16 protein-coding genes are annotated in these 19875 nt (G+C 47.1%); 8 read left to right on the top strand and 8 right to left on the bottom strand.

Features of this window, described 5'->3' with window-relative positions; all coding sequences use genetic code 11:
* Positions 1 to 98: 98 nt before the first annotated feature.
* Together OS145_RS11395 and OS145_RS11400 are read left to right on the top strand one after the other, a co-directional pair.
* A complete protein-coding gene (locus OS145_RS11395; protein WP_006956633.1) occupies positions 99 to 3176 on the top strand; it encodes an amidohydrolase family protein in 3078 nt (1025 codons plus the stop codon).
* Positions 3177 to 3178: 2 nt separating this feature from the next.
* Positions 3179 to 4486, top strand: a complete 1308-nt coding sequence (locus OS145_RS11400; protein WP_006956635.1) for an amidohydrolase family protein — start codon at positions 3179 to 3181, stop codon at positions 4484 to 4486.
* A gap of 48 nt (positions 4487 to 4534) precedes the next feature.
* Here the strand turns inward: OS145_RS11400 and OS145_RS11405 are convergent, their stop codons facing one another.
* Positions 4535 to 5329 carry a response regulator gene (locus OS145_RS11405; RefSeq protein ID WP_006956637.1) on the bottom strand — a complete coding sequence of 265 codons (795 nt, stop codon included), beginning with the start codon at positions 5327 to 5329 and terminating at the stop codon, positions 4535 to 4537.
* Positions 5330 to 5432: 103 nt separating this feature from the next.
* Between OS145_RS11405 and OS145_RS11410 the strand changes: the two genes are divergently transcribed.
* Entirely contained in the window at positions 5433 to 5738 is a 306-nt protein-coding gene (locus OS145_RS11410) for an STAS domain-containing protein (RefSeq protein ID WP_006956639.1), read from the top strand.
* Positions 5738 to 7420: a PP2C family protein-serine/threonine phosphatase gene (locus OS145_RS11415; RefSeq protein WP_006956641.1), complete on the top strand. Its 1683-nt coding sequence runs from the start codon at positions 5738 to 5740 to the stop codon at positions 7418 to 7420. Before OS145_RS11410 ends, OS145_RS11415 begins: the two co-directional genes overlap by 1 nt.
* On the opposite strand, the gene yciH is transcribed toward OS145_RS11415, so the two are convergent.
* The 3 genes from yciH to OS145_RS11430 are packed head-to-tail and all read right to left on the bottom strand — an operon-like array spanning position 7401 to position 9210.
* Complete coding sequence (gene yciH, locus OS145_RS11420; protein WP_006956643.1) at positions 7401 to 7736, bottom strand: stress response translation initiation inhibitor YciH; 336 nt, start codon at positions 7734 to 7736, stop codon at positions 7401 to 7403. The two genes, OS145_RS11415 and yciH, sit on opposite strands and share 20 nt — an antisense overlap.
* 6 nt (positions 7737 to 7742) lie before the next feature.
* Positions 7743 to 8498, bottom strand: coding sequence for a hypothetical protein (locus OS145_RS11425; protein WP_040488138.1), 756 nt, complete (start codon positions 8496 to 8498; stop codon positions 7743 to 7745).
* 31 nt (positions 8499 to 8529) lie between these two features.
* Entirely contained in the window at positions 8530 to 9210 is a 681-nt protein-coding gene (locus OS145_RS11430) for a sensor histidine kinase (protein WP_006956651.1), read from the bottom strand.
* 99 nt (positions 9211 to 9309) lie between these two features.
* On the opposite strand from OS145_RS11430, the gene cysB reads away from it, so the two are divergent.
* Positions 9310 to 10284, top strand: a complete 975-nt coding sequence (gene cysB / locus OS145_RS11435; RefSeq protein ID WP_006956652.1) for an HTH-type transcriptional regulator CysB — start codon at positions 9310 to 9312, stop codon at positions 10282 to 10284.
* Between the two features lie 25 nt (positions 10285 to 10309).
* On the opposite strand, the gene OS145_RS11440 is transcribed toward cysB, so the two are convergent.
* From OS145_RS11440 to pabB, 3 genes are all read right to left on the bottom strand, one after another.
* Positions 10310 to 11683: an L-serine ammonia-lyase gene (locus OS145_RS11440; protein ID WP_040488140.1), complete on the bottom strand. Its 1374-nt coding sequence runs from the start codon at positions 11681 to 11683 to the stop codon at positions 10310 to 10312.
* Positions 11684 to 11810: 127 nt separating this feature from the next.
* Positions 11811 to 12422 carry a CoA pyrophosphatase gene (locus tag OS145_RS11445; RefSeq protein WP_006956655.1) on the bottom strand — a complete coding sequence of 204 codons (612 nt, stop codon included), beginning with the start codon at positions 12420 to 12422 and terminating at the stop codon, positions 11811 to 11813.
* Positions 12415 to 13842, bottom strand: a complete 1428-nt coding sequence (pabB, locus tag OS145_RS11450) for an aminodeoxychorismate synthase component I (protein WP_006956658.1) — start codon at positions 13840 to 13842, stop codon at positions 12415 to 12417. Before pabB ends, OS145_RS11445 begins: the two co-directional genes overlap by 8 nt.
* A 181-nt stretch (positions 13843 to 14023) precedes the next feature.
* Between pabB and OS145_RS11455 the strand changes: the two genes are divergently transcribed.
* The gene (locus tag OS145_RS11455) at positions 14024 to 15547 is read left to right on the top strand and encodes a fumarate hydratase (protein WP_006956660.1); all 1524 of its coding nucleotides are present in this window, start codon (positions 14024 to 14026) and stop codon (positions 15545 to 15547) included.
* Between the two features lie 24 nt (positions 15548 to 15571).
* On the top strand, positions 15572 to 16858 hold the full coding sequence (gene rmuC / locus OS145_RS11460; RefSeq protein WP_479723787.1) for a DNA recombination protein RmuC: 1287 nt from the start codon (positions 15572 to 15574) through the stop codon (positions 16856 to 16858).
* 373 nt (positions 16859 to 17231) lie between these two features.
* On the opposite strand, the gene cysZ is transcribed toward rmuC, so the two are convergent.
* The gene (gene cysZ, locus OS145_RS11465; protein ID WP_006956662.1) at positions 17232 to 17981 is read right to left on the bottom strand and encodes a sulfate transporter CysZ; all 750 of its coding nucleotides are present in this window, start codon (positions 17979 to 17981) and stop codon (positions 17232 to 17234) included.
* 152 nt (positions 17982 to 18133) lie between these two features.
* On the opposite strand from cysZ, the gene OS145_RS11470 reads away from it, so the two are divergent.
* Positions 18134 to 19875 (top strand): chromosome segregation SMC family protein (locus tag OS145_RS11470; RefSeq protein WP_006956663.1); only part of this gene is annotated, 1742 nt, incomplete at its 3' end.

Genomic DNA, 19875 nt, shown 5'->3' on the forward strand with positions numbered 1-19875 from the left:
ATTCTATCTGTTATGTCTTGTTACGTATGTTACATACGCTTTAATTTACAATTTTGTCTAACTCTTTACATGAAAATAATAACTACTGGGGAACAACCATGAATGCGAAGCACCAGCTGAGCGCGTTGGCTTTGGCGGTTACGAGCGTTTTCGCAACGTCCGTGAGTGCCGATCAAACGACACGCGTCAATGGCATGCGCGACAATACACCATCGCTCGTTGCTATTCAGAATGCCACCATTACCACGGAGCCTGGGCAATCTATTGTTAATGCGACCTTAGTGATCAATAACGGTAAGATCGTTTCTGTCGCTAAGAACGGTAAAGTACCAGCAGGCGCAAAAGTGATTGATGGTACGGGATATCATATCTATCCAGGCTTCATCGATGCTTACACCGATTATGGTGTTGAGCAAGCGTCTCAACCAGATTGGTCTGAAACGCCCATTTACAACAACCACCGTGAAGGTGGCAACGCAGCCAACGACGCCATCCACGCGCAGCAGCACTGGTACACAACGTTCGAAAACACGCCCGATGCGGCTAAAAAATGGATAGCTAGCGGCTTCACTAGCGTTCAAACAGCACGTTTAGATGGTATTTTGCAAGGTTACGGAGCCACCGTTTCGTTAGCTGACAAAATTGCGAATGAGACGATCTACCAACCCTCGACGCGTCAATTTGGCTCGTTCGATAAGGGAACGTCGCAACAACAATATCCCACTTCGTTAATGGGGAGTATTGCGCTCATACGACAAACGCTATCAGACGCACAGTGGTACGAAAAAGCCTACGGTAAGGAAGCATATAACGGACCGGTCGAATTTAATGCGGCACTTGATGCATTAAAGGACATTGAGCAAACCGGTATCGTTTTCAAAATAGAAGATGAAAAATCGCTATTACGCGCTGATAAAGTATTTGATCAATTTAATGTGCCTGCGATCTACCTAGCCTCAGGCTACGAATATGCGCGTTTAGAACAAGTGAAAGCAACGGATGCTGATCTAATTGTGCCGGTCAACTTCCCCGCAGCCCCAGACGTCTCAGGCGTAGATGCTTACCTTGATGTTGATCTTGCGAAACTCCGGCACTGGGAACGCGCACCTGCTAACCCCGGTATGCTCGCCAACGCAGGCGTTGACTTTGCATTAACGCTGTACGGTTTAGATAAAGCCGATCAATTTTGGCCTAATGTAAAGAAAGCCATGGAAAACGGCTTAACCGAACGCCAAGCCTTAGCCGCACTGACTACCATCCCTGCCAAAATCGCGGGAATCGAAGATAAAGCAGGTAAGCTGCAACAAGGCTACATGGCCGACTTTGTTATGGCTAAAGGTGATTTGTTCAAAGACGGCGTGATCCAATCGGTTTGGACACAAGGTCAAGAAATTGATTTGATTCCTCGTGAACAAGTGGATTTCGCGGGTGAATATACGACTGACTGGTCAGGTAACTCGTTAACGCTGAGCGTGACGGCACAACCAAGCTTCTCGGGCGACGTTAAGTTAGGCGATCAGAGTAGTCAGTTACGTCATCTTGATTCCGGCATTGATCAACTATCTTTTGTGGCTGATCTGGATGTCGCCGGTGAGTCAGGTACGTGGCGCTTTAAGTTGATGCAGACAGCGCAGAATGCAGCTGAGTTAGTGGCTGTGGCGCCAAGCGGTAGCGAACAACGGTTAGCGTTGAACTATCAAGCAACGAACAAAGATGAACAGGCCGCAGAACAAGCAGAGCCGACGTTCGTCAGCGAATTAACGTTCCCGAACGTTGCCTATGGGCAAAAAGGCCTACCAGAGCGTGAAGATGTATTAATTAAAAATGCAACTGTCTGGACCGCAACCGATCAAGGCATATTAGAAAATACCGATGTGTTGGTTCGTGACGGCAACTTTGCTGCAATCGGCAAAAACCTCAGCACGCCAAGTGGTGTTCGTGAAATCGATGGCACCGGTATGCATCTAACCCCGGGTATCATTGACGAACATTCGCACATTGCCATCGACCAAGGGGTGAACGAAGGTTCAGAAGCAGTGACTTCAGAAGTACGCATTGGTGATGTGATAAATTCTGATGATATTCATATTTATCGTTCGCTTGCTGGTGGTACCACGATGGCACAGCTACTACACGGCTCTGCTAACCCGATTGGTGGTCAAGCGCAAGTCATTAAATTGCGTTGGGGCGCCACAGGTGATGTGATGAAGTTTGACGCAGCACCCGCCTCTATCAAGTTCGCTTTGGGTGAAAACGTGAAGCAGAGCAACTGGGGCGATGATATGACGATTCGTTATCCGCAAACACGGATGGGCGTTGAAACTATCATTCGCGATGGCTTCCAAGCCGCACTGGAATACCAAGAGCGTAAACGTGAATACGATCGCTTGAGTGCTGCGGAGAAACGTAAAGCCGCACCGCCACGTCCTGATTACCGTTTAGATGCACTGATTGAAATCATGAATTCTGAGCGTTTTGTTCACGCGCATTCCTACGTGGCATCGGAGATTTTGATGCTGATGCAGGTCGCCGAGGACTTTGGCTTTACCTTAGATACCTTCACTCATATTCTCGAAGGCTACAAGGTGGCTGATGAAATGGCCGCGCACGGGGCGTCAGGTTCGACCTTTGCCGACTGGTGGGCATACAAGTTTGAGGTCTATGATGCGATTCCACAAAACGCCTGCTTAATGCATGATCGCGGTGTACTCACTAGCATTAACTCGGATAGTGAAGATCTGCAACGTCGCTTGAATACCGAGGCGGCCAAGTCGGTGCGTTATTGCGGGATGGAACCGCACGAAGCGCTGAAAATGATCACCATTAATCCAGCGAAGCAGCTCAAGGTCGATCAGTACGTAGGCAGTATCGAGAAAGGTAAAGACGCGGACTTTGTGCTTTGGAATCACTATCCATTGAGCAGCTACGCGCAGGCGCAACAGACTTGGATTAACGGTCGTAAGTTCTTTGACCGTGAACTTGATAAACAACGTCAAGCCCAAGTGAAACAAGAAAAGCAAGCGCTTATTCAAAAAGTTCTTGCAGCGGGCGATGCCGCGAAGCAAGGCGAACAAGACGCGTATAAAAAAGAGCAACCCGAGTGGCACTGCGAAACTCAGCATGACTTTTGGCTCGATCATTTCGCTGCCAAGTCGCATAGCCATGGAGGACATTAATCATGAAATTACTTAATAAAGCACTGACCGCGGCTTTGCTTAGCGCATGCGCAGTGACGCAATCGGTAGCGCACGACGAGGTGCCAGGCAAGAAACAAGTACAGCCCATCGTGTTGCAGAACGGTACTTTACACACGGTGACTAAAGGCGTTTTAAGTCAAACCGACTTATTGTTTGCTGATGGTAAGATCGTCGCAATAGGTCAAGATCTGGCGGTACCCGCCGACGCGCAAGCAATCGATATCAGTGGGCAACATGTGTATCCGGGTGTAATTGCCATGGACACGACGTTAGGTTTGAACGAGATCGAGGCGGTGAGGGCCACTCGTGATGCTGATGAAGTCGGTGATGTAACACCGGAAGTGGCGGGGCACATTGCCTTTAACGCTGACTCCGAAGTGATCCCGACGGTTCGCTACAATGGAGTGGCGTATGCGCAAGTGGTGCCAGAAGGCGGTATGGTGAGTGGGCAATCATCTCTCATGCAGCTCGATGGTTGGAACTGGCAAGATGCGTTAGTCGCGGCAGAAGAGGGCGTACACATTAATTGGCCACGTACTTATGTGGTAGATACATGGTGGGAGCGCCGCTCAGCAGAAGAGCAACGTAAAGCCAATGCTGAAGCCTTGCAAAAGCTTAAGCAAGTATTTGCTGACGCTAAAGCCTATTATGATGCCAAACGTGCAGGTCGCGATATTCCCGAGGACCAGCGTTGGGAAGCGATGATTGGCTTGTTTGACGACAGCAAGCGTTTATATGTGCATGCACAAGATAAGCGTCAGCTTGAGCAAGCTATTGAAGTCAGCCAAAGCTATGGTTTTGATCTCGTCCTAGTGGGGGCTTACGATGCGTGGCGCATCGCGGACAAACTGGCTGAATTGCAAATCCCGGTTGTTTTCGGCTCACCGTTTGGTTTGCCGATGCGTGAAGATGATGGCTACGACCAAGCATTTTCTACCCCCGCTCGTCTTGCCGAAGCTGGGGTGAACTTTGCGATTGCGTATCCAGGTTACTGGGATGTTCGTAATTTACCGTTTGCGGCCGGTAATGCGGTTGCCTATGGCTTAGATGCACAGCAAGCGCTTAAGGCGATTACACTTAAGCCTGCTGAGTTTATGGGCGTTGCCGATAAGCTGGGTTCACTTGAAGAAGGTAAGCAGGCGTCGATTGTTGTTTCGAAAGGGGATTTACTTGATCCGATGGGACAATCGTTGACGCACATGTTTATCAATGGCCGTGCGGTGAGCTTAGAAAGTCGTCACACTGAACTGTATAACAAGTATCAGCAAAAGCCGGCTCGTAGCGAATAATTCTTGAATATTATTCGATATAAAAAGCCACTTTCCGAAGTGGCTTTTTTATTGATCTAATAAATTGATTAACAGCTTTTTAAGCGTTGCGGGTTCAAAGGGTTTATCTGTTAGCGCATCGACACCGCTTTGCTTGATATTGGTTACTTGCAGCTCGTTAGCTTGCGCAGTCACCATCAGTATAGGGGTGTGTGCATGAGACGGGTCTTGGCGAACGTGTTGAGCAAATTCGCTTCCACTCATTTCGGGCATATTAAAATCGGTAACTATTAAATCAAACGACTGTTGATTGAGAATTTCAATAGCAGTGACACCGTTGTTTGATTCTACAATATGTTCAACGCCCATATTTTCAAAAACACGGCGTAACGCGTGTAGAGAAGTCATGCTGTCATCGACAAGTAAAACACGAAGGTCTTCTACGTCAAATAAATTGAGCTCAACGGATTCTGGTTCTATTAAATCAACAGTAGCGCGAATTGCGCGTTGCAGTTGTTGGCTGCTAAATGGTTTAGGTAAAATAGCAACGATACCCGCTTGCTTGAATTGCTCTAACTGATCGGGGCGGTGTTCACTTGAAACCAACATGAAATGAACCGTATCTTCTAAGTTCGATGCGTGAATAAAATCAATTAGCTGATGTGCTGTACCATCTTCAAAGTACATGGCACTGGTGACAATATCAGGCTGCCATTCACGAATTAACGTTTTTGCTTCTGCGATGGTTGACGCCCCTCGAGTTTCCGTTAATTGAGCTTGCATTAAGTGCTGACCGATAACTTTTCTCTGGACATCTGATGGTTCGACTAGAAGGATGCGAAGTTCGTTAATTGAAAGAGACATACTTATTTATTATTAAGATTTTTAAAAAGAGTATTTGATTTAGTCGGCAAACTCAATTAAAAAACGTTATGCTAGGAGCAATAATAATTAAAAAGGGGAAGTTATGAGCGTCACTCGTGAGTTTTCAGCGGACCAAAAGCAGTTGATTATCACTATAAAGGGTAAATTCGACTTTGGTTTGGTGCAAGAGTTTAGACAGGCCTATAGTCATATTGGCGACAGCGAGCCTTTGGTTATTATTGATTTGCGAGAAACGGAGTACTTGGATAGCTCTGCACTAGGTATGCTCCTGAATATGAGAAAGTCGCTTGGTTCGACGGTCAAAGGAATACACCTAATCAATGCTCGGCCAGAAGTAAAACGCATTTTAGATATTTCACGTTTCGAGAAAATGTTTACGATTGCGTAATGAAGATCCTTGTTGTCGACGACCAAAAGGCGAACCAAATCATGTTAACGGGGTTGTTGACGTCGTTCGGACATGAAGTGGTATGTGCTAGCAATGGTCGTGAGGCGTTAGGCTTATTTGAGCAGGTTCAGCCTCAACTTATATTGCTTGACGTGATGATGCCAGAGATGGACGGCTTTGAAACAGCCCCGAGGCTCAAAGCCATGTCTGGTAACGTGCACTTGCCGATCATTTTTCTCACCGCTCTAGATTCCCAAGATACACTTTTAGAATGCCTAAAAGTGGGCGGTGATGACTTTTTAAGTATCCCGTTTGAGCCTGTAGTGCTTCAAGCTAAAGTGAATGCCCATGCACGGGTGCGAGAGCTAAGTTATTCCATTGTTGAGAAGAACCGCGCGTTAGCATGGCACACAGCGCGTATGGAGCGCGAGCAAAATGTGGTACAACACATGCTTGAAAACGCACTGGCGGATAATCAACTCAATTATTCGTTCGTTAAAAGTTATCTGCGTGCCACCAGTGATTTTAACGGCGATGTGTGTTTAGGACGTAAGGGGCCGTTTGGAAACTATTATATCTTCTTGGGCGACTTTACTGGTCATGGTTTAGCGCCGGCCACCGGCGCGTTACCCGTTGCTCAGGCATTTTTTAGCATGGCTGAACGTGGGCTATCGGTTGGCGATATGGCGACCGAATTTAATAATCGACTCTACAAAGTGTTGCCGGACGATATGTTTTGTGCAGCTATAGTGGTAGAAATGTCGGCAAATGGTGACCGAATAAGTTGCTGGAATGGTGGCATGCCGGACGCACTTCTTCTTGATGCGCAAGGGCGCTTGGCGCATCGTATTAAACCCCAGCATATGGCACTGGGTATCCTTTCTCGCAGCGAGTTTAATAGTCAGTTAGAACATTATTTCCTAAGCCCCGGTCAGCGATTGGTCATGTTCAGTGATGGCGTAGTGGAAGCCTGCAATCACAAGAATCAAATGATAGGTGAAGAGCGATTTGCGAACTGGGTTACCGAAATGCTGGATAGCGACTGCTCGGAAGTTCAATTTAATGCCATCGTGCAACGTATAGACGACTTCACAGGCAACGCATCACTGAACGATGACTTATCTTTGGTCTGTCTCCAATGTCAGCCAACGGGTCTAGAGCCTCAAGCAAGATCAATAAAGGGGTACCACCTGCCGTTTTCTCTTCGCGTCACGCTGACCGAGTACGATGTCCGTGATCGCGACCCGATGCAAAGTATGGTGGATTCGCTCGCTAAACTCGATGCTTTACAGCCTCATAAAACATCGCTTTACTTATTGTTTGCTGAAAGCTTCAACAATTTACTGGAACACTCAGTCTTAGGGATGCAGTCTGAGTTAAAACACGAAGAAGGCTTTGAGAGATACTACGAAGAGCGGCAGTCACGTATTGAGCAGTTACAGGGGCTAGAAATTTATTTTGACATCAATTATGAGCCCAACTTAAATAGGCTTGCCTTTACGTTGTCGTCAAACAGCGAACATCGTTTTGATGGTCGCTGTGATAGGTCGACAACGATTGAAAACGATGACACTTATGGTCGCGGGATTAACCTTATTAATCAAGTCGCCGACAAAGTTGAGTGGCGTGACGGCGGCACGCTGCTTTACGTTAGCTACTCGCTCAGCCGCCCGCTTGTTTAACACGGTAACCTTGTTTAGTCAGCCATTTTTCAATGATATCACGCTGGTCACCCTGAAGCTCAATAACGTACTCTTTCACTGAGCCACCAACGCCACACTGTTGCTTTAGCTTTTTTGCCATTTGTTTGAGTTCATTCTGCGGTAAAGCTAAACCCGTCACCAGTGTGACACCCTTGCCCTTACGTCCTTTGGTTTCGCGTCGCAAACGCACAATTCCATCACCTTCGGGCACTTCTTCTGCTTCTGGCTCCGGACTAATGCGGCCTTGATCGGTGCTATAAACCATTTGTGACAATTGGTCTTTCCAATCTGACATACTGAATTACCACTTTTTCTTGGGTTGAAATAATTCCTCGAGCTCGTCGCTTTTTCGTTTGCGAGCATCATTTTTATTGGTGACGCGCAACTCGTTGGTGATTTGTTCTAGTGACGCCTCAATTTGCTGGTGGCGGTGCTCAGTGTACTCATCGCTGTAAGTATGCTCATCTATGGTGCGTAGTGCCTTCTCGTAATATTGCCGTGCGGAACCGAGCATACTGCTATTATAAGCATTCTCACCACGCTTGATTAGCGTCTCGACACTGATTTTTAATTGCAGCTTTTGTAGGCGCTGATCCTCAATATTATACACTTGTGTGTCAACACGGCCTTTTGCGTGTTCACTGCGTAATGCGCTTCTTAGGCGCTTAAGCGCATTGATCATGGCAATAATTTGCTTGTCATTGTGCGGCAATTCAAAATCATCAGAGATGACCGATGTGTCATTAACATCAAGACCCTGTATGCGGTTTTCGTATTCGTGGATACGGTCTTTCAAAGCATCGGACGGCATGACTTCGTTCATGTTGACGAGTAAATCTTTGGCGCGCGAATTCAATAGCGCATAGACGGAACGCCCAACCGGGAAATAACCCGTGATGTTGATGAGATCTTCAACCTGATCAAGTATTGCGCGAAACTTGGCATAACGCTGTCTGCGTTCTAAATTTTGTTTTTGTCGATACTGCTGTACAGCACTGATCATAATGGCCATCAGTACGAGTAGAATGATCAACGATATTATTATTGTGTAAACCATAATTTGAGTCTGTCGCTACCATTTAATACTGCTAGGGCAGGTGTAAGGTAAAACGGCTGCCGCCTAACGAGCTAGAGTTTTCTAGTTTAATATATCCTTGCTGTCCTTTGTACTCGTGTGCCTGGGCGATAAGCCTAGCGAAATAGAGTCCGAGTCCTGTGCGACTTCCTTCCATGTCTAAATAACGTGCCGATAGTTCGTTCAGTACTAGCAAAGATTCCGGGTATCCCGGACCATTGTCCTCTATCGTAATAGAACAGCCACGTTCTGCAACACGTTGCGCCTTTATAATAAGCTTATCGGCGGTGTAGCGCATAGCATTAATGACAACATCATTCAGAACCTGCGTAATCAAGCTTCGATCGCCATAAAAGTAAATATCCTCAGGTAATTTAACGTCGACCTCGATTGCTTTGTGTTGGCTATAAAAACGATTATTCATGACCAGTTCTTCGATAATTTCGTCTACGTAGACTTGTTCGCTTTCGATATGCCAAGCATCTTGCTGACGATACAAAGCCAGTAAGTGAACGAGATTGGTATTGATGCGTTGTGCCTCGTAATGCATATGCGCCAATTCGTTCTGTGTCGCTGCATCGTTCACCTTGTAGGAGATATCTTGCAGTTGTTGTACAAGTAGTCCTAATGAGTTTTTCATGTCATGCACGGAAACGGCTAGCAGCGTGGAAAAATCAATGGACGGTTTAGACATGTTAGCCTCTATCGATTATTGCAGAATGCATTTGGCATAGGATTCAAATTTAATATATGATTTTTTCATATTAAACGGCAGCAAATAAGGTCTGCTTATATGAAGTTACAGCAATTACGTTATATTGTCGAAGTTCTCAATCACAATCTGAATGTCTCATCGACGGCGGAAAGTCTGTTTACCTCACAGCCAGGTATCAGTAAGCAAGTAAGAATGCTTGAGGATGAATTAGGCGTACAGATTTTTGGCCGCACCGGTAAACACCTGACCCATGTGACGCCCGCAGGTCAAGAGGTGATACATATTGCTCAGCAGGTGCTCGAGCAAGTGCAGGCAATCAAAGCCGTGGCCGCTGAACATACGCAACCTGATTGCGGTAAATTAAATATTGCGACGACGCATACCCAAGCCCGGTATGCACTGCCTAAGGTTATTAAGCGGTTTATTGAGCAATATCCGAAAGTATCATTGCATATGCACCAAGGCTCACCTACTCAAATCAGTGAAGCAGCGGCTAAAGGAAAAGCCGATTTTGCCATCGCGACCGAAGCACTGCATCTCTATCAAGATTTGATCATGTTGCCTTGTTATCATTGGAATCGCTCCATCATCGTGCCCAAAGACCACCCGCTGGTTCAGATTGATAAGTTGTCGATTCAAGATATTGCGCAGCATCCTATCGTGACTTACGTGCATGGGTTTACTGGCCGTTCAGAGCTTGATAAAGCATTTAATGCGGCAGGAGAAGAGCCACAGATTGTTTTCACTGCCACAGATGCTGATGTGATAAAAACGTACGTACGCATGGGAATCGGTATTGGTGTGGTGGCGACTATGGCGTATGACGCTGAAGAAGATACTGATCTCGTCGCGTTACCAGCAGCTCATTTATTTGAGCCGAGCACAACCAAGATTGGGTTCCGCCGAGGATCGTTTTTGCGGACTTATATGTTTGACTTTATTGAGAACTTTGCGCCGCATTTGACCAAATCAAGGGTTGAGGAAGCAATGCAGTTACGCAGTCATGAGGAAATTGAGAAGTTATTTTCGGATATCGAGTTACCGACCTTATAAGCCGGTAACTCGATAGCCAGCGCGGTTAGCATTCGATGATGTTAACCGCTAAGCCACCACGAGCAGTTTCTTTATACTTCGTTTTCATGTCGTTGCCCGTTTCCCACATAGTCTTGATGACTTTATCGAGCGAGACCTTGTGATCACCGGTACCGCGCATTGCAAGACGAGCAGCATTGATTGCTTTAATCGCGCCCATCGCATTGCGTTCGATGCACGGCACTTGCACTAAACCTCCAACAGGGTCACAGGTCAGTCCTAAATTATGCTCCATGCCAATTTCCGCAGCATTTTCGACGGTTAGGGCAGAGCCCCCCATGTATTCTGCAAGACCTGCGGCAGCCATTGAACAGGCGACTCCGACTTCACCTTGGCAGCCGACTTCGGCACCCGAGATCGAGGCGTTTTTCTTGTATAAAATGCCAATCGCAGCTGATGTCAACAAAAATCGAACGACAGAATCTTCATCTAGGGTTTCGATGAACTTATCGGCGTAGCTCATTACCGCGGGCACAATACCAGCCGCGCCATTGGTGGGTGCAGTTACGATACGACCACCAGCAGCATTCTCCTCATTCACAGCCAAAGCAAATAAGTCGACCCAATCCATAAACTGCATAGGTTCGGTCGATTTTTCCTTTTTCAAACGTTGGTATAGGCAGGAAGCCCGTCGTCTGACCTTCAACCCACCGGGAAGAATACCTTCAGTGTTGATACCGTTTTCGATGCTTTGTTGCATGGTACGCCAGATCTTCATCAGGCCTGAGCGGATTTCGTCTTCGGTTCTAAAGACTTTTTCATTGGCCATCATCAGAGAGCTGATGCGCATACCGGTATCTTTGGTATGCTGAAGCAACTCAGCAGCAGTATCAAATGGGTAAGGGATCGGCTTATCAGACTGCTCAATCGCTTCCTCTAGTGTTTCGTCGAAATCTTCATCACGTACGATGAAACCACCACCAATCGAATAATAGAGGTCTTTATAAATAACCTCACCGTCTTTTAGCAATCTTAATTCCATCGCATTCGCGTGTTTGGGCATCGTCTTGCGGCGGTGGAAAATAATCGCACCTTCATTGGGAAAATGGACTTCTTTCTCTTTCAATAAAACGAGTTTCTCGCTCTCACGCGTTTCTGCAAGAAAGTTCTCAACATTATCGGTATCAACCGTTTCAGGTAACTCGCCCGCAAGTCCTAAGATAACCGCTTTACCGGTGCCATGACCTTTGCCGGTCTGACCTAAAGAGCCAAATAGCTCGACCTCTATACCGTCAGCGTCGGAAAGAACACCGTTCTCTTTTGCAGCCTCTAAAAAGTAATAGGCAGCCTTCATTGGCCCTACCGTGTGAGAGCTCGATGGACCGATTCCTATTTTATAGATATCAAAAACACTGATCATACATCTGACCCATTTGGTTAATTCGAGAAATTATACCTATTGTCGCATGCTTGCCACCCGGTATGGCAAGTAAAATTGCGGAATAATATAGATTTCGCGAGTATAGCTTAACTACTTTGGTTAATCGCTAATTGAGTGGACTTACCTGTTGTTTCAGTTCAGGTTGCAAGTGCTCGGCGAGTTCACGAAGAATGCCCGCAGTGGCGCCCCATATATTGCGATGTTGCCATGGAATAAAGTAAATACGGTCGTAGATAAACTTCCGAATACGATAAGCATAATGATTATAGGGATCGAGGATGTCGGCAAGTGGGACTTCAAAAATTTCGGCGACTTCACTGGGTTGCCGCTTGAGCTCGTGGTGGATGCACGCAAACCCGATGAAAGGACGAATATTGTAATAACTCAGTACCGGATAATCTTGTAAACGACCAATAACTTCGATGTCACTCCGACTTAAACCAATTTCCTCTTCAGTTTCGCGTAGTGCCGTTTCGAGTAAGTTACGATCCGACTGATCGAAACGTCCACCGGGGAAGCTAATCTGGCCGGCATGTTTACGTAACGTTTTGGCACGCTGCGTGAGTAGCAACGATAAGCCATGAGGTCGTTCAACTAATACAATCATCACAGCAGCAGGACGTAGCTTTTGCTTCAGCACGTTATCTACTCGACGCTCGATCTTAGGGGACGGCTGTAAGTTGAAGCGGCGCAAGAATTCGGCGCGCGTTTTAATCATCGGTCGTCTCCAACGTTGGCAAAATGCGCGCAACTTTATCAAATGTTTCTTGGTACTCTTCCTCTCCCTTCGAATCGTACACGAGCCCGCCGCCCGCCCAGCAATATATGATCCCGCGTTCAGCAACTAAGGTCCGAATGGTAATACTGCTATCGCTGTTACCGTTTACTGATACGAATCCAATTGAGCCGCAATACGCATTTCGACGATTAGGTTCAAGCTCTTCGATGATCTCCATTGCGCGAACTTTGGGTGCGCCTGTGATCGAGCCCCCGGGAAAAGCGCCGCCCCATAAATGGAAGGTGTCGCTGTGCGGATTTAACTGACCTACCACGGTAGAGACTAGGTGATGGACGGCAGGAAAGCTCTCAACGGCAAATAACTTTGGCACATCGACTGAATGAGGTTGGCAATGTTTACTCAGGTCATTTCGCAGTAGGTCGACAATCATCAGATTTTCAGCACGATCTTTTTCAGCGTTAATCAGCGCTAAGCGATTGGCTTCATCTTGCTCTGCTAAATGACTCCGTGGACGCGTACCTTTGATGGGCTTAGTCTCGACTTGACCTTGTGCTGAAACAGAAATAAATCGCTCAGGCGACACACTCAGTAAACAGCTTGTCGGTAAGCGCATGAATGCACTGAATGGTGCGCGGTTGCTTGCTCTCAATTTAAGGTAGGCGAGCCACTCCGCACCTTGGTAATGAGCGCTGAAGCGTTGTGCGAGATTAATCTGATAACAGTCTCCGGCCGCAAGATAGTTTTTCACTGCATTAAACCGGCTGAGGTAATCGTCGGCAGACATATTGCTTTGCCATTCGCTGGTCAGCTTAAATGGCTCAGTTGAGCACGCTGACTGCTCTAACCATTGCGATTGGCGTTCATTAAAGGTGTTTGTAGGGGCTAGAAGAAACACGCGTTTTTCCAGCTTATCGATGATTAGGGCATTGAGATAAATACCAAATACAGCATCGTTAGTCTCATACTCATCTGGATTAACGTCAGGCAGCCGTTCTAATTGACGGCCAAGGTCGTAACCCATCAAACCAGCAAGACCTCCGCAAAAGGGGAGTCTATCGGCGTCGCCATCAAGTTGTATTTGCCTACCCAACTGATCATGAATTTGACTGGCGGCAGAAATAAAGTTGTCTGCTGAGCAGCTCAGATCCAAAGGGCTCTGCTCAGATGTTCGAGTTAACGTTGTAGCCTGACCTCGTGCTGTTAAGACGTACTCGGGCTGCTTGAGGAGAATATGATAACGACTATTGGGGTGGTCAAAAGCAGCGGAATCTAGCCAAAGACTATACTCTTGGTGCTGTATCGAAGCAAAGCGTTGTTGTACCCAAAAGTCCCAGTCCTCTGCTCGAGAAGATTGGCTTGGGACCCGATGATCAATTAGTTCACGAAGTGTCAGTTGCACAGTGTCGTTTACCCCAAAAGTTTACGGCTTATCGTCGTTTTAGACGCAGTATACCATAGGCATTAACCCAATCATCTCTAGTCATGGCGATTTGAAAACGCTATTATGAACGGCACTATTCTGCCGTGTAAATGCCTGTTTGCGGCGGTATTAATATCATAGCTAAGCTGAGGTGCAGTGAATGGCCATCATTCGTCAAAGTGATTTTATCGACAGTATTGCAGACTCATTGCAGTACATTTCCTATTACCATCCTATCGACTTTATTCAAGCGCTTGATGAAGCGTATCAGCGTGAGAAGAGTGAGGCGGCGAAAAACGCCATCGCGCAAGTGCTGACGAACTCGCGTATGTCTGCGCAAGGGCACCGCCCGATTTGCCAAGATACCGGTATCGTGACCTGTTTTGTCAAAGTCGGAATGGGTGTTCAATGGGATAAGACCGATATGACCGTGCAGCAAATGGTTGATGAGGGAACTCGCCGTGCTTACACGAATCCTGAAAACCCGTTACGTGCATCCATCGTTGCCGATCCCGCCGGTACGCGAAAAAATACAGGTGACAACACGCCTGCGGTAGTGCACTTAGATATGGTGCCAGGTGATAAAATCGAAGTGATGATTGCAGCCAAAGGTGGCGGTTCAGAAAATAAGTCGAAAATGGCGATGCTTAATCCGAGCGATTCGATTGCGGATTGGGTTGTTGAAACCTTACCAAAGCTAGGCGCGGGTTGGTGTCCACCGGGGATGCTGGGTATCGGCGTCGGCGGTACCGCGGAGAAATCAGCGGTGCTAGCAAAAGAGTCACTGATGGATCCGGTAGATATCCATGAGCTTATCGAACGTGGTCCACAGAACGCTGAGGAAGAGCTACGTTTAGAGATTTTTAATCGAGTTAACGCATTAGGTATTGGCGCACAGGGTTTGGGTGGTGTGACCACAGTATTGGATGTGAAAATCAAATCACTGCCAACTCACGCAGCATCCAAACCTGTCACTTTAATTCCAAACTGTGCTGCCACACGTCATGCGCACTTTACGCTTGATGGCTCGGGTCCTGCGGACTTAACGCCACCAAAATTAGAAGACTGGCCGCAAGTGACGTTCGAACTGGGTGATGATGCGCGCCGTGTGAATTTGGATGAGGTCACAAAGGAAGACATCCAAGAGTGGAAAATGGGGGAGACGGTCTTGTTGTCGGGTAAACTCTTGACCGGACGTGATGCTGCTCATAAGCGCATTAAAGAGATGCTTGCTAATGGCGAAGAACTGCCCGTCGACTTTAACAATCGCTTTATTTACTACGTTGGTCCTGTTGATCCTGTTGGTGAAGAGGTTGTCGGTCCGGCGGGTCCAACGACATCAACTCGAATGGATAAGTTTACCGATATGATGCTCGAAGAGGCCGGTATTATTGGAATGATCGGTAAAGCGGAGCGTGGTCCCGAAGCGGTTGAAAGTATACGCAAGCATAAAGCGGTTTATCTTATGGCTGTCGGTGGTGCTGCATACTTGGTGGCTAAAGCGATCAAGAAAGCGCGTGTTGTAGGCTTTGAAGATTTAGGTATGGAAGCGATCTATGAATTTGAAGTCGAGGATATGCCTGTGACAGTGGCGGTCGATAGTGACGGTCACAATGCGCACGAGCAGGGTCCTGCGATTTGGAAGGTTAAAATTGCAGAGCTTGATGAAAAGCTAGGAGCATAAATCGTGTTGAACGACATGATGACTATGAGCACCACCATTTGGGTGGTGCTTTTGTTTGTAGCCACCTTAACCAGTGTCACATTTGCTGTACTCTGGCGCACCCATGCGAGGCGTGTTGAGTCATTGCAGCAGACGGTGGATAATCAGATAGAGCAACTTGAGCAACTTCGCGAACGCCTACACTATACCGAGTCGCAATGGCAAACCTTAAGAGCGACCGCTGCACAAGAGCGTCGTGCGAGCGAGGATAAGTTACGCACACTCGAAGCGGCTGAGCAACGTATGTCGCAGCAGTTTGAGAACCTCGCGAACCGTATATTCGAACAACGTTCTAATCAAATGCAGCAACAGCATCAGCAAAGTTTACAAGCGACTTTAGCGCCTTTTAAGCAGCAGCTAGAAAGCTTTAAACAGCAGGTGCAACAACAGCATAGCGATGAAACTAAAGAACGAGCCGCATTACGCAGTGAATTATTGTCGCTCAAGACCTTGAATCAACAAATGGCGCAAGAGGCCGATGCGTTAACGCGAGCTCTAAAAGGTGATAATAAACATCAAGGTAACTGGGGTGAGGTGGTACTTGAACGTATTCTTCAGCAGTCAGGATTAAGGGAAGGTCACGAGTACGATACGCAGTCATCATTGGCTGATGATGACGGCAAACGGTTTCGCCCTGATGTCATCGTTCACTTACCCAATGAGCGCGATGTGGTCATTGACTCAAAGGTCAGTTTATCGGCTTATGAGCGCTATTTTAATAGTGATGATGAAGCGGTACGTAAGAGCGCGCTTAATGAACACGTTCAGTCCCTAAGACAGCATATTAAGCAATTGGGCAAAAAAAATTATCAGCAGCTACAAGGTATCAAAACGCTCGATTATGTATTGCTATTCGTGCCGATTGAGCCAGCATTTTTGCTTGCCGTGGACAAAGATCCTGAATTAATTAAGCTGGCGCTTGATGAACAAATTATGTTGGTGAGTCCAACTAATTTACTCGTTGCTTTACGTACTATTCACAATATCTGGCAGTACGAACACCAAAACCAAAACGCTCAGCATATCGCTGCGGAGGCTGGCAAGCTATACGATAAATTCGTTGGCTTTGTTGAGGATTTAGACAAGATAGGAGCAGGAATTCAAACCCTTGAACAACGCTATCAAGATGCGATGAAAAAGCTCAGTCAAGGGCGTGGCAACTTACTCACTCGGGTTGAAAAGTTTCGCACGATGGGGGTGCAAACAAGCAAACAACTCAGTGCAACGACGCTGCACAAATCCGTTGAAAGTGAGGCGGACGGGGATGATTAATACTGACCTGCCCACAAATCCATAATTGGCGCTGCAAAACGACGGGCATTAAGACGTGTTGTAAGCCATTTAATTGCAAGCGCAAACATATTCCATGAGGAGTAGAGCTGTTTTTAAGCAACTCAATAGCGCATTTGAAACGCTGTTGGTCAGTGACCTCGAATTGACGTAGCCATTTTTGCGCATCGGCAATTTTCGCCCGACTTTTACGCGTTGATAGTGAGGACAGTGATGTGCTTATTAGCATGATATTGTTTTCGGGCAGGTACAGATATGCATATAAAGTATTGCTGTTCATAGATTGCGACTCCGTAATAACGTGTTAGCTATTTTGGCGAAGCCGCAATCTGCAAAACAGACGCAAAACGTGCTATCACACGTCTGAATTTAACGCTTTAACCCGGTAGTGATCGACCCACATGGACGTCGCTCCAGCAATTGCGACAGGCATGATGATCAAGTTGATAAACGGCAACATGGTAATGATTGTGATCGCCATGCCAAAGCTCAGAGAACGGAACTTTTGTGCGCGCAACTCAAAGCGCATGCGACCAAAATCGAGCTTATGATTGTCAAACGCATAATCCATATACTGAATTGCAAGCATCCAGCATACCCATAAAAACCAGATGACCTGACCGATGACCGGTACAAACAGTGAGAGTAAAAAGAATCCAATGGCGCGTGGCAGATAGTAGGCGAGTTTTTGGAACTCACGACCAACCGTGCGTGGAATATCCTTAACTAATCCCATCACGCCATCGTCCCCTAATGGCTGACCGGACTCATATTGTTCAACCTTTTCGGCGAGTAGGCCATTAAAAGGCGCGGCGATGATATTCGTAATAGCGGTAAAAATAAACGCAAATAAGCCCAGTATAAAAAGAACAGTCAGTGGCCAAATAAGATACTCTAGCCACTGGAAGTAGCTTGGTAGCCACGCCATTAACTGATCAATCCAATCACTGGTGCGACTCATGAGCCAACTAAACGCGGCCGCAAATAACACGAAGTTAATCAAGATTGGACCCAGCACGAAGCGTTTAAGACCTTTGGTGGTCATTAATTGAAACCCACGAAGCAAATAGGCGAAGCCCGAATCGCTGAACACTGCTTTTTGCATTGAGTAACCTTTGTTGAGTTGATGTATAGTTATAGGATAATGCTAAAACGCCTGTTTTGCAGTGGCTAAATTGTTACAAAACTCAAATGAATCTGCTAGAGTTTCTAGCTCATCTTTAAACGAACTCGCGCGATGGATATAACGATAACAAGATGCGCCTGAAACATATAAAACTGGCTGGATTTAAATCGTTTGTCGATGCCACCAAAGTCCCTTTTCCCGATCAAATGACGTGTGTTGTTGGCCCCAATGGCTGCGGCAAATCAAACGTGATTGATGCGGTGCGTTGGGTGCTGGGCGAGAGCTCCGCTAAAAACTTGCGCGGTGATGCGATGACCGACGTGATTTTTAACGGTTCGCAAGCGCGGAAGCCTGTCTCTCAAGCGAGTGTTGAACTGGTCTTTGATAATACCAGTGGTCGCATTCAAGGCGAGTTCGCTTCCTATAATGAGATTTCGGTCAAGCGGCAAGTGACGCGTGATGGTCAGTCAAATTACTTCCTCAACAACAGCAAGTGTCGGCGACGAGATATCACGGATTTATTTCTTGGTACCGGCTTGGGTCCACGCAGTTATGCCATTATTGAACAGGGCATGATCTCTCGACTCATCGAGTCGAAACCGCAAGAGCTTCGTATCTTTATCGAGGAAGCGGCAGGTATTTCAAAATACAAAGAGCGCCGTAAGGAAACCGAAAATCGCATGTTACACACTCGAGAAAATCTCGAGCGGATCAGCGATGTGCGCGAAGAACTCGGTCAGCAATTGCAAAAATTGCAACGTCAAGCCGCCGCCGCGCATCGCTATAAAGAACTTAAAGCACAAGAGCGCGATTTACGAGCACTGCTTTTAAGTAGTCGTTGGTGGCAGTTAAACGAAAAGCAAAACCAATTGCGAGAGCAACGCAGCCATTATCGTTTGGAGCTCGATCGCTGGCAAACCGAGCAAACAGGTGATGAAAAAGGCGTCATCTCGCTACGTGAACACGCTGAGGAGCTTAAACAGCGAGTCGAACAGGCACAACAGGCAGTGTATGAATGTAATCATCAGATCATGCGCATTGAACAGGCGATGCAGCATCAACGCCAACTTGAACAGCAGCGGGAAGCACGTGTTGCGCAGTTAAAGCAAGAACGTGAACAATTGACCGAACATGATGCGGAAGACAGCCAAAGTGCCGAACGCTTGGCGCAGAAAATCGCGGAGCTTGAGCCCGGCTTAGAGCAACTTGAAGCGCAATTGGAAATGGCTACAACACGCCACGACGAAGCCCGTGAGCAACTTCAGCGCGTCGAACATGATGAAGAACAAACGCGACGTCAAATGCGTGAGGTTGAGCAGCAAAGACAGCGCAATGAATTGGCGTTGCAACAATCTGAACACACCATAAGCCACAGTCGTGAAGCTTTAACAGACCTTGAAGAACAACGCGTGCAAGTGACTCAACAAATACAAGCCATTGGTATTGCGGAACAGCAAGAAAAATTAGCCGATATCCGTACGCAACTGAATCAGAGTGAGTCAGACTTAGCGACCGCGACGCAATCTTATGAAGCAGCACAACACGCATTGCAAGCGCACCGAGAACAATTACAAGGCTTGCAGCGCGAACAGCACAGTCAGCAAACGCGTGCTGAACTGTTACGAGAGTGGCTTGCAGGCGAGGATGGCAGCGTCAATGAGTATGTCCGACAATGGGCGCAGGATAACGACTTGCGTAGCATGCCGGAAATGCTCGATGTTGAACCGGCGTGGCGAGATGCGGTGGAGATTTGGTTGTCGCCGTGGCTCAATAGTTACTGGAGTGAAGATAACGCATTGACTGATTCGCTCCCGATGGGTGCCATGCTATCAAGCCCTGGCCAACCTATGATCTTGCCGCAAGGCGTAACGGG

The sequence above is a fragment of the Idiomarina baltica OS145 genome (genome assembly GCF_000152885.1).
GTDB lineage: Bacteria > Pseudomonadota > Gammaproteobacteria > Enterobacterales > Alteromonadaceae > Idiomarina > Idiomarina baltica.

Coding starts and splice junctions, on each gene's coding strand:
- cysZ (WP_006956662.1), bottom strand. CDS start 17,981: ATGCAAAAAGCAGTGTTCAGCGATTCGGGCTTCGCCTATTTGCTTCGT.
- OS145_RS11395 (WP_006956633.1), top strand. CDS start 99: ATGAATGCGAAGCACCAGCTGAGCGCGTTGGCTTTGGCGGTTACGAGC.
- OS145_RS11410 (WP_006956639.1), top strand. CDS start 5,433: ATGAGCGTCACTCGTGAGTTTTCAGCGGACCAAAAGCAGTTGATTATC.
- OS145_RS11455 (WP_006956660.1), top strand. CDS start 14,024: ATGGCCATCATTCGTCAAAGTGATTTTATCGACAGTATTGCAGACTCA.
- OS145_RS11425 (WP_040488138.1), bottom strand. CDS start 8,498: ATGGTTTACACAATAATAATATCGTTGATCATTCTACTCGTACTGATG.
- OS145_RS11400 (WP_006956635.1), top strand. CDS start 3,179: ATGAAATTACTTAATAAAGCACTGACCGCGGCTTTGCTTAGCGCATGC.
- OS145_RS11440 (WP_040488140.1), bottom strand. CDS start 11,683: ATGATCAGTGTTTTTGATATCTATAAAATAGGAATCGGTCCATCGAGC.
- rmuC (WP_479723787.1), top strand. CDS start 15,572: ATGAGCACCACCATTTGGGTGGTGCTTTTGTTTGTAGCCACCTTAACC.
- cysB (WP_006956652.1), top strand. CDS start 9,310: ATGAAGTTACAGCAATTACGTTATATTGTCGAAGTTCTCAATCACAAT.
- yciH (WP_006956643.1), bottom strand. CDS start 7,736: ATGTCAGATTGGAAAGACCAATTGTCACAAATGGTTTATAGCACCGAT.
- OS145_RS11415 (WP_006956641.1), top strand. CDS start 5,738: ATGAAGATCCTTGTTGTCGACGACCAAAAGGCGAACCAAATCATGTTA.
- OS145_RS11405 (WP_006956637.1), bottom strand. CDS start 5,329: ATGTCTCTTTCAATTAACGAACTTCGCATCCTTCTAGTCGAACCATCA.
- OS145_RS11445 (WP_006956655.1), bottom strand. CDS start 12,422: ATGATTAAAACGCGCGCCGAATTCTTGCGCCGCTTCAACTTACAGCCG.
- OS145_RS11430 (WP_006956651.1), bottom strand. CDS start 9,210: ATGTCTAAACCGTCCATTGATTTTTCCACGCTGCTAGCCGTTTCCGTG.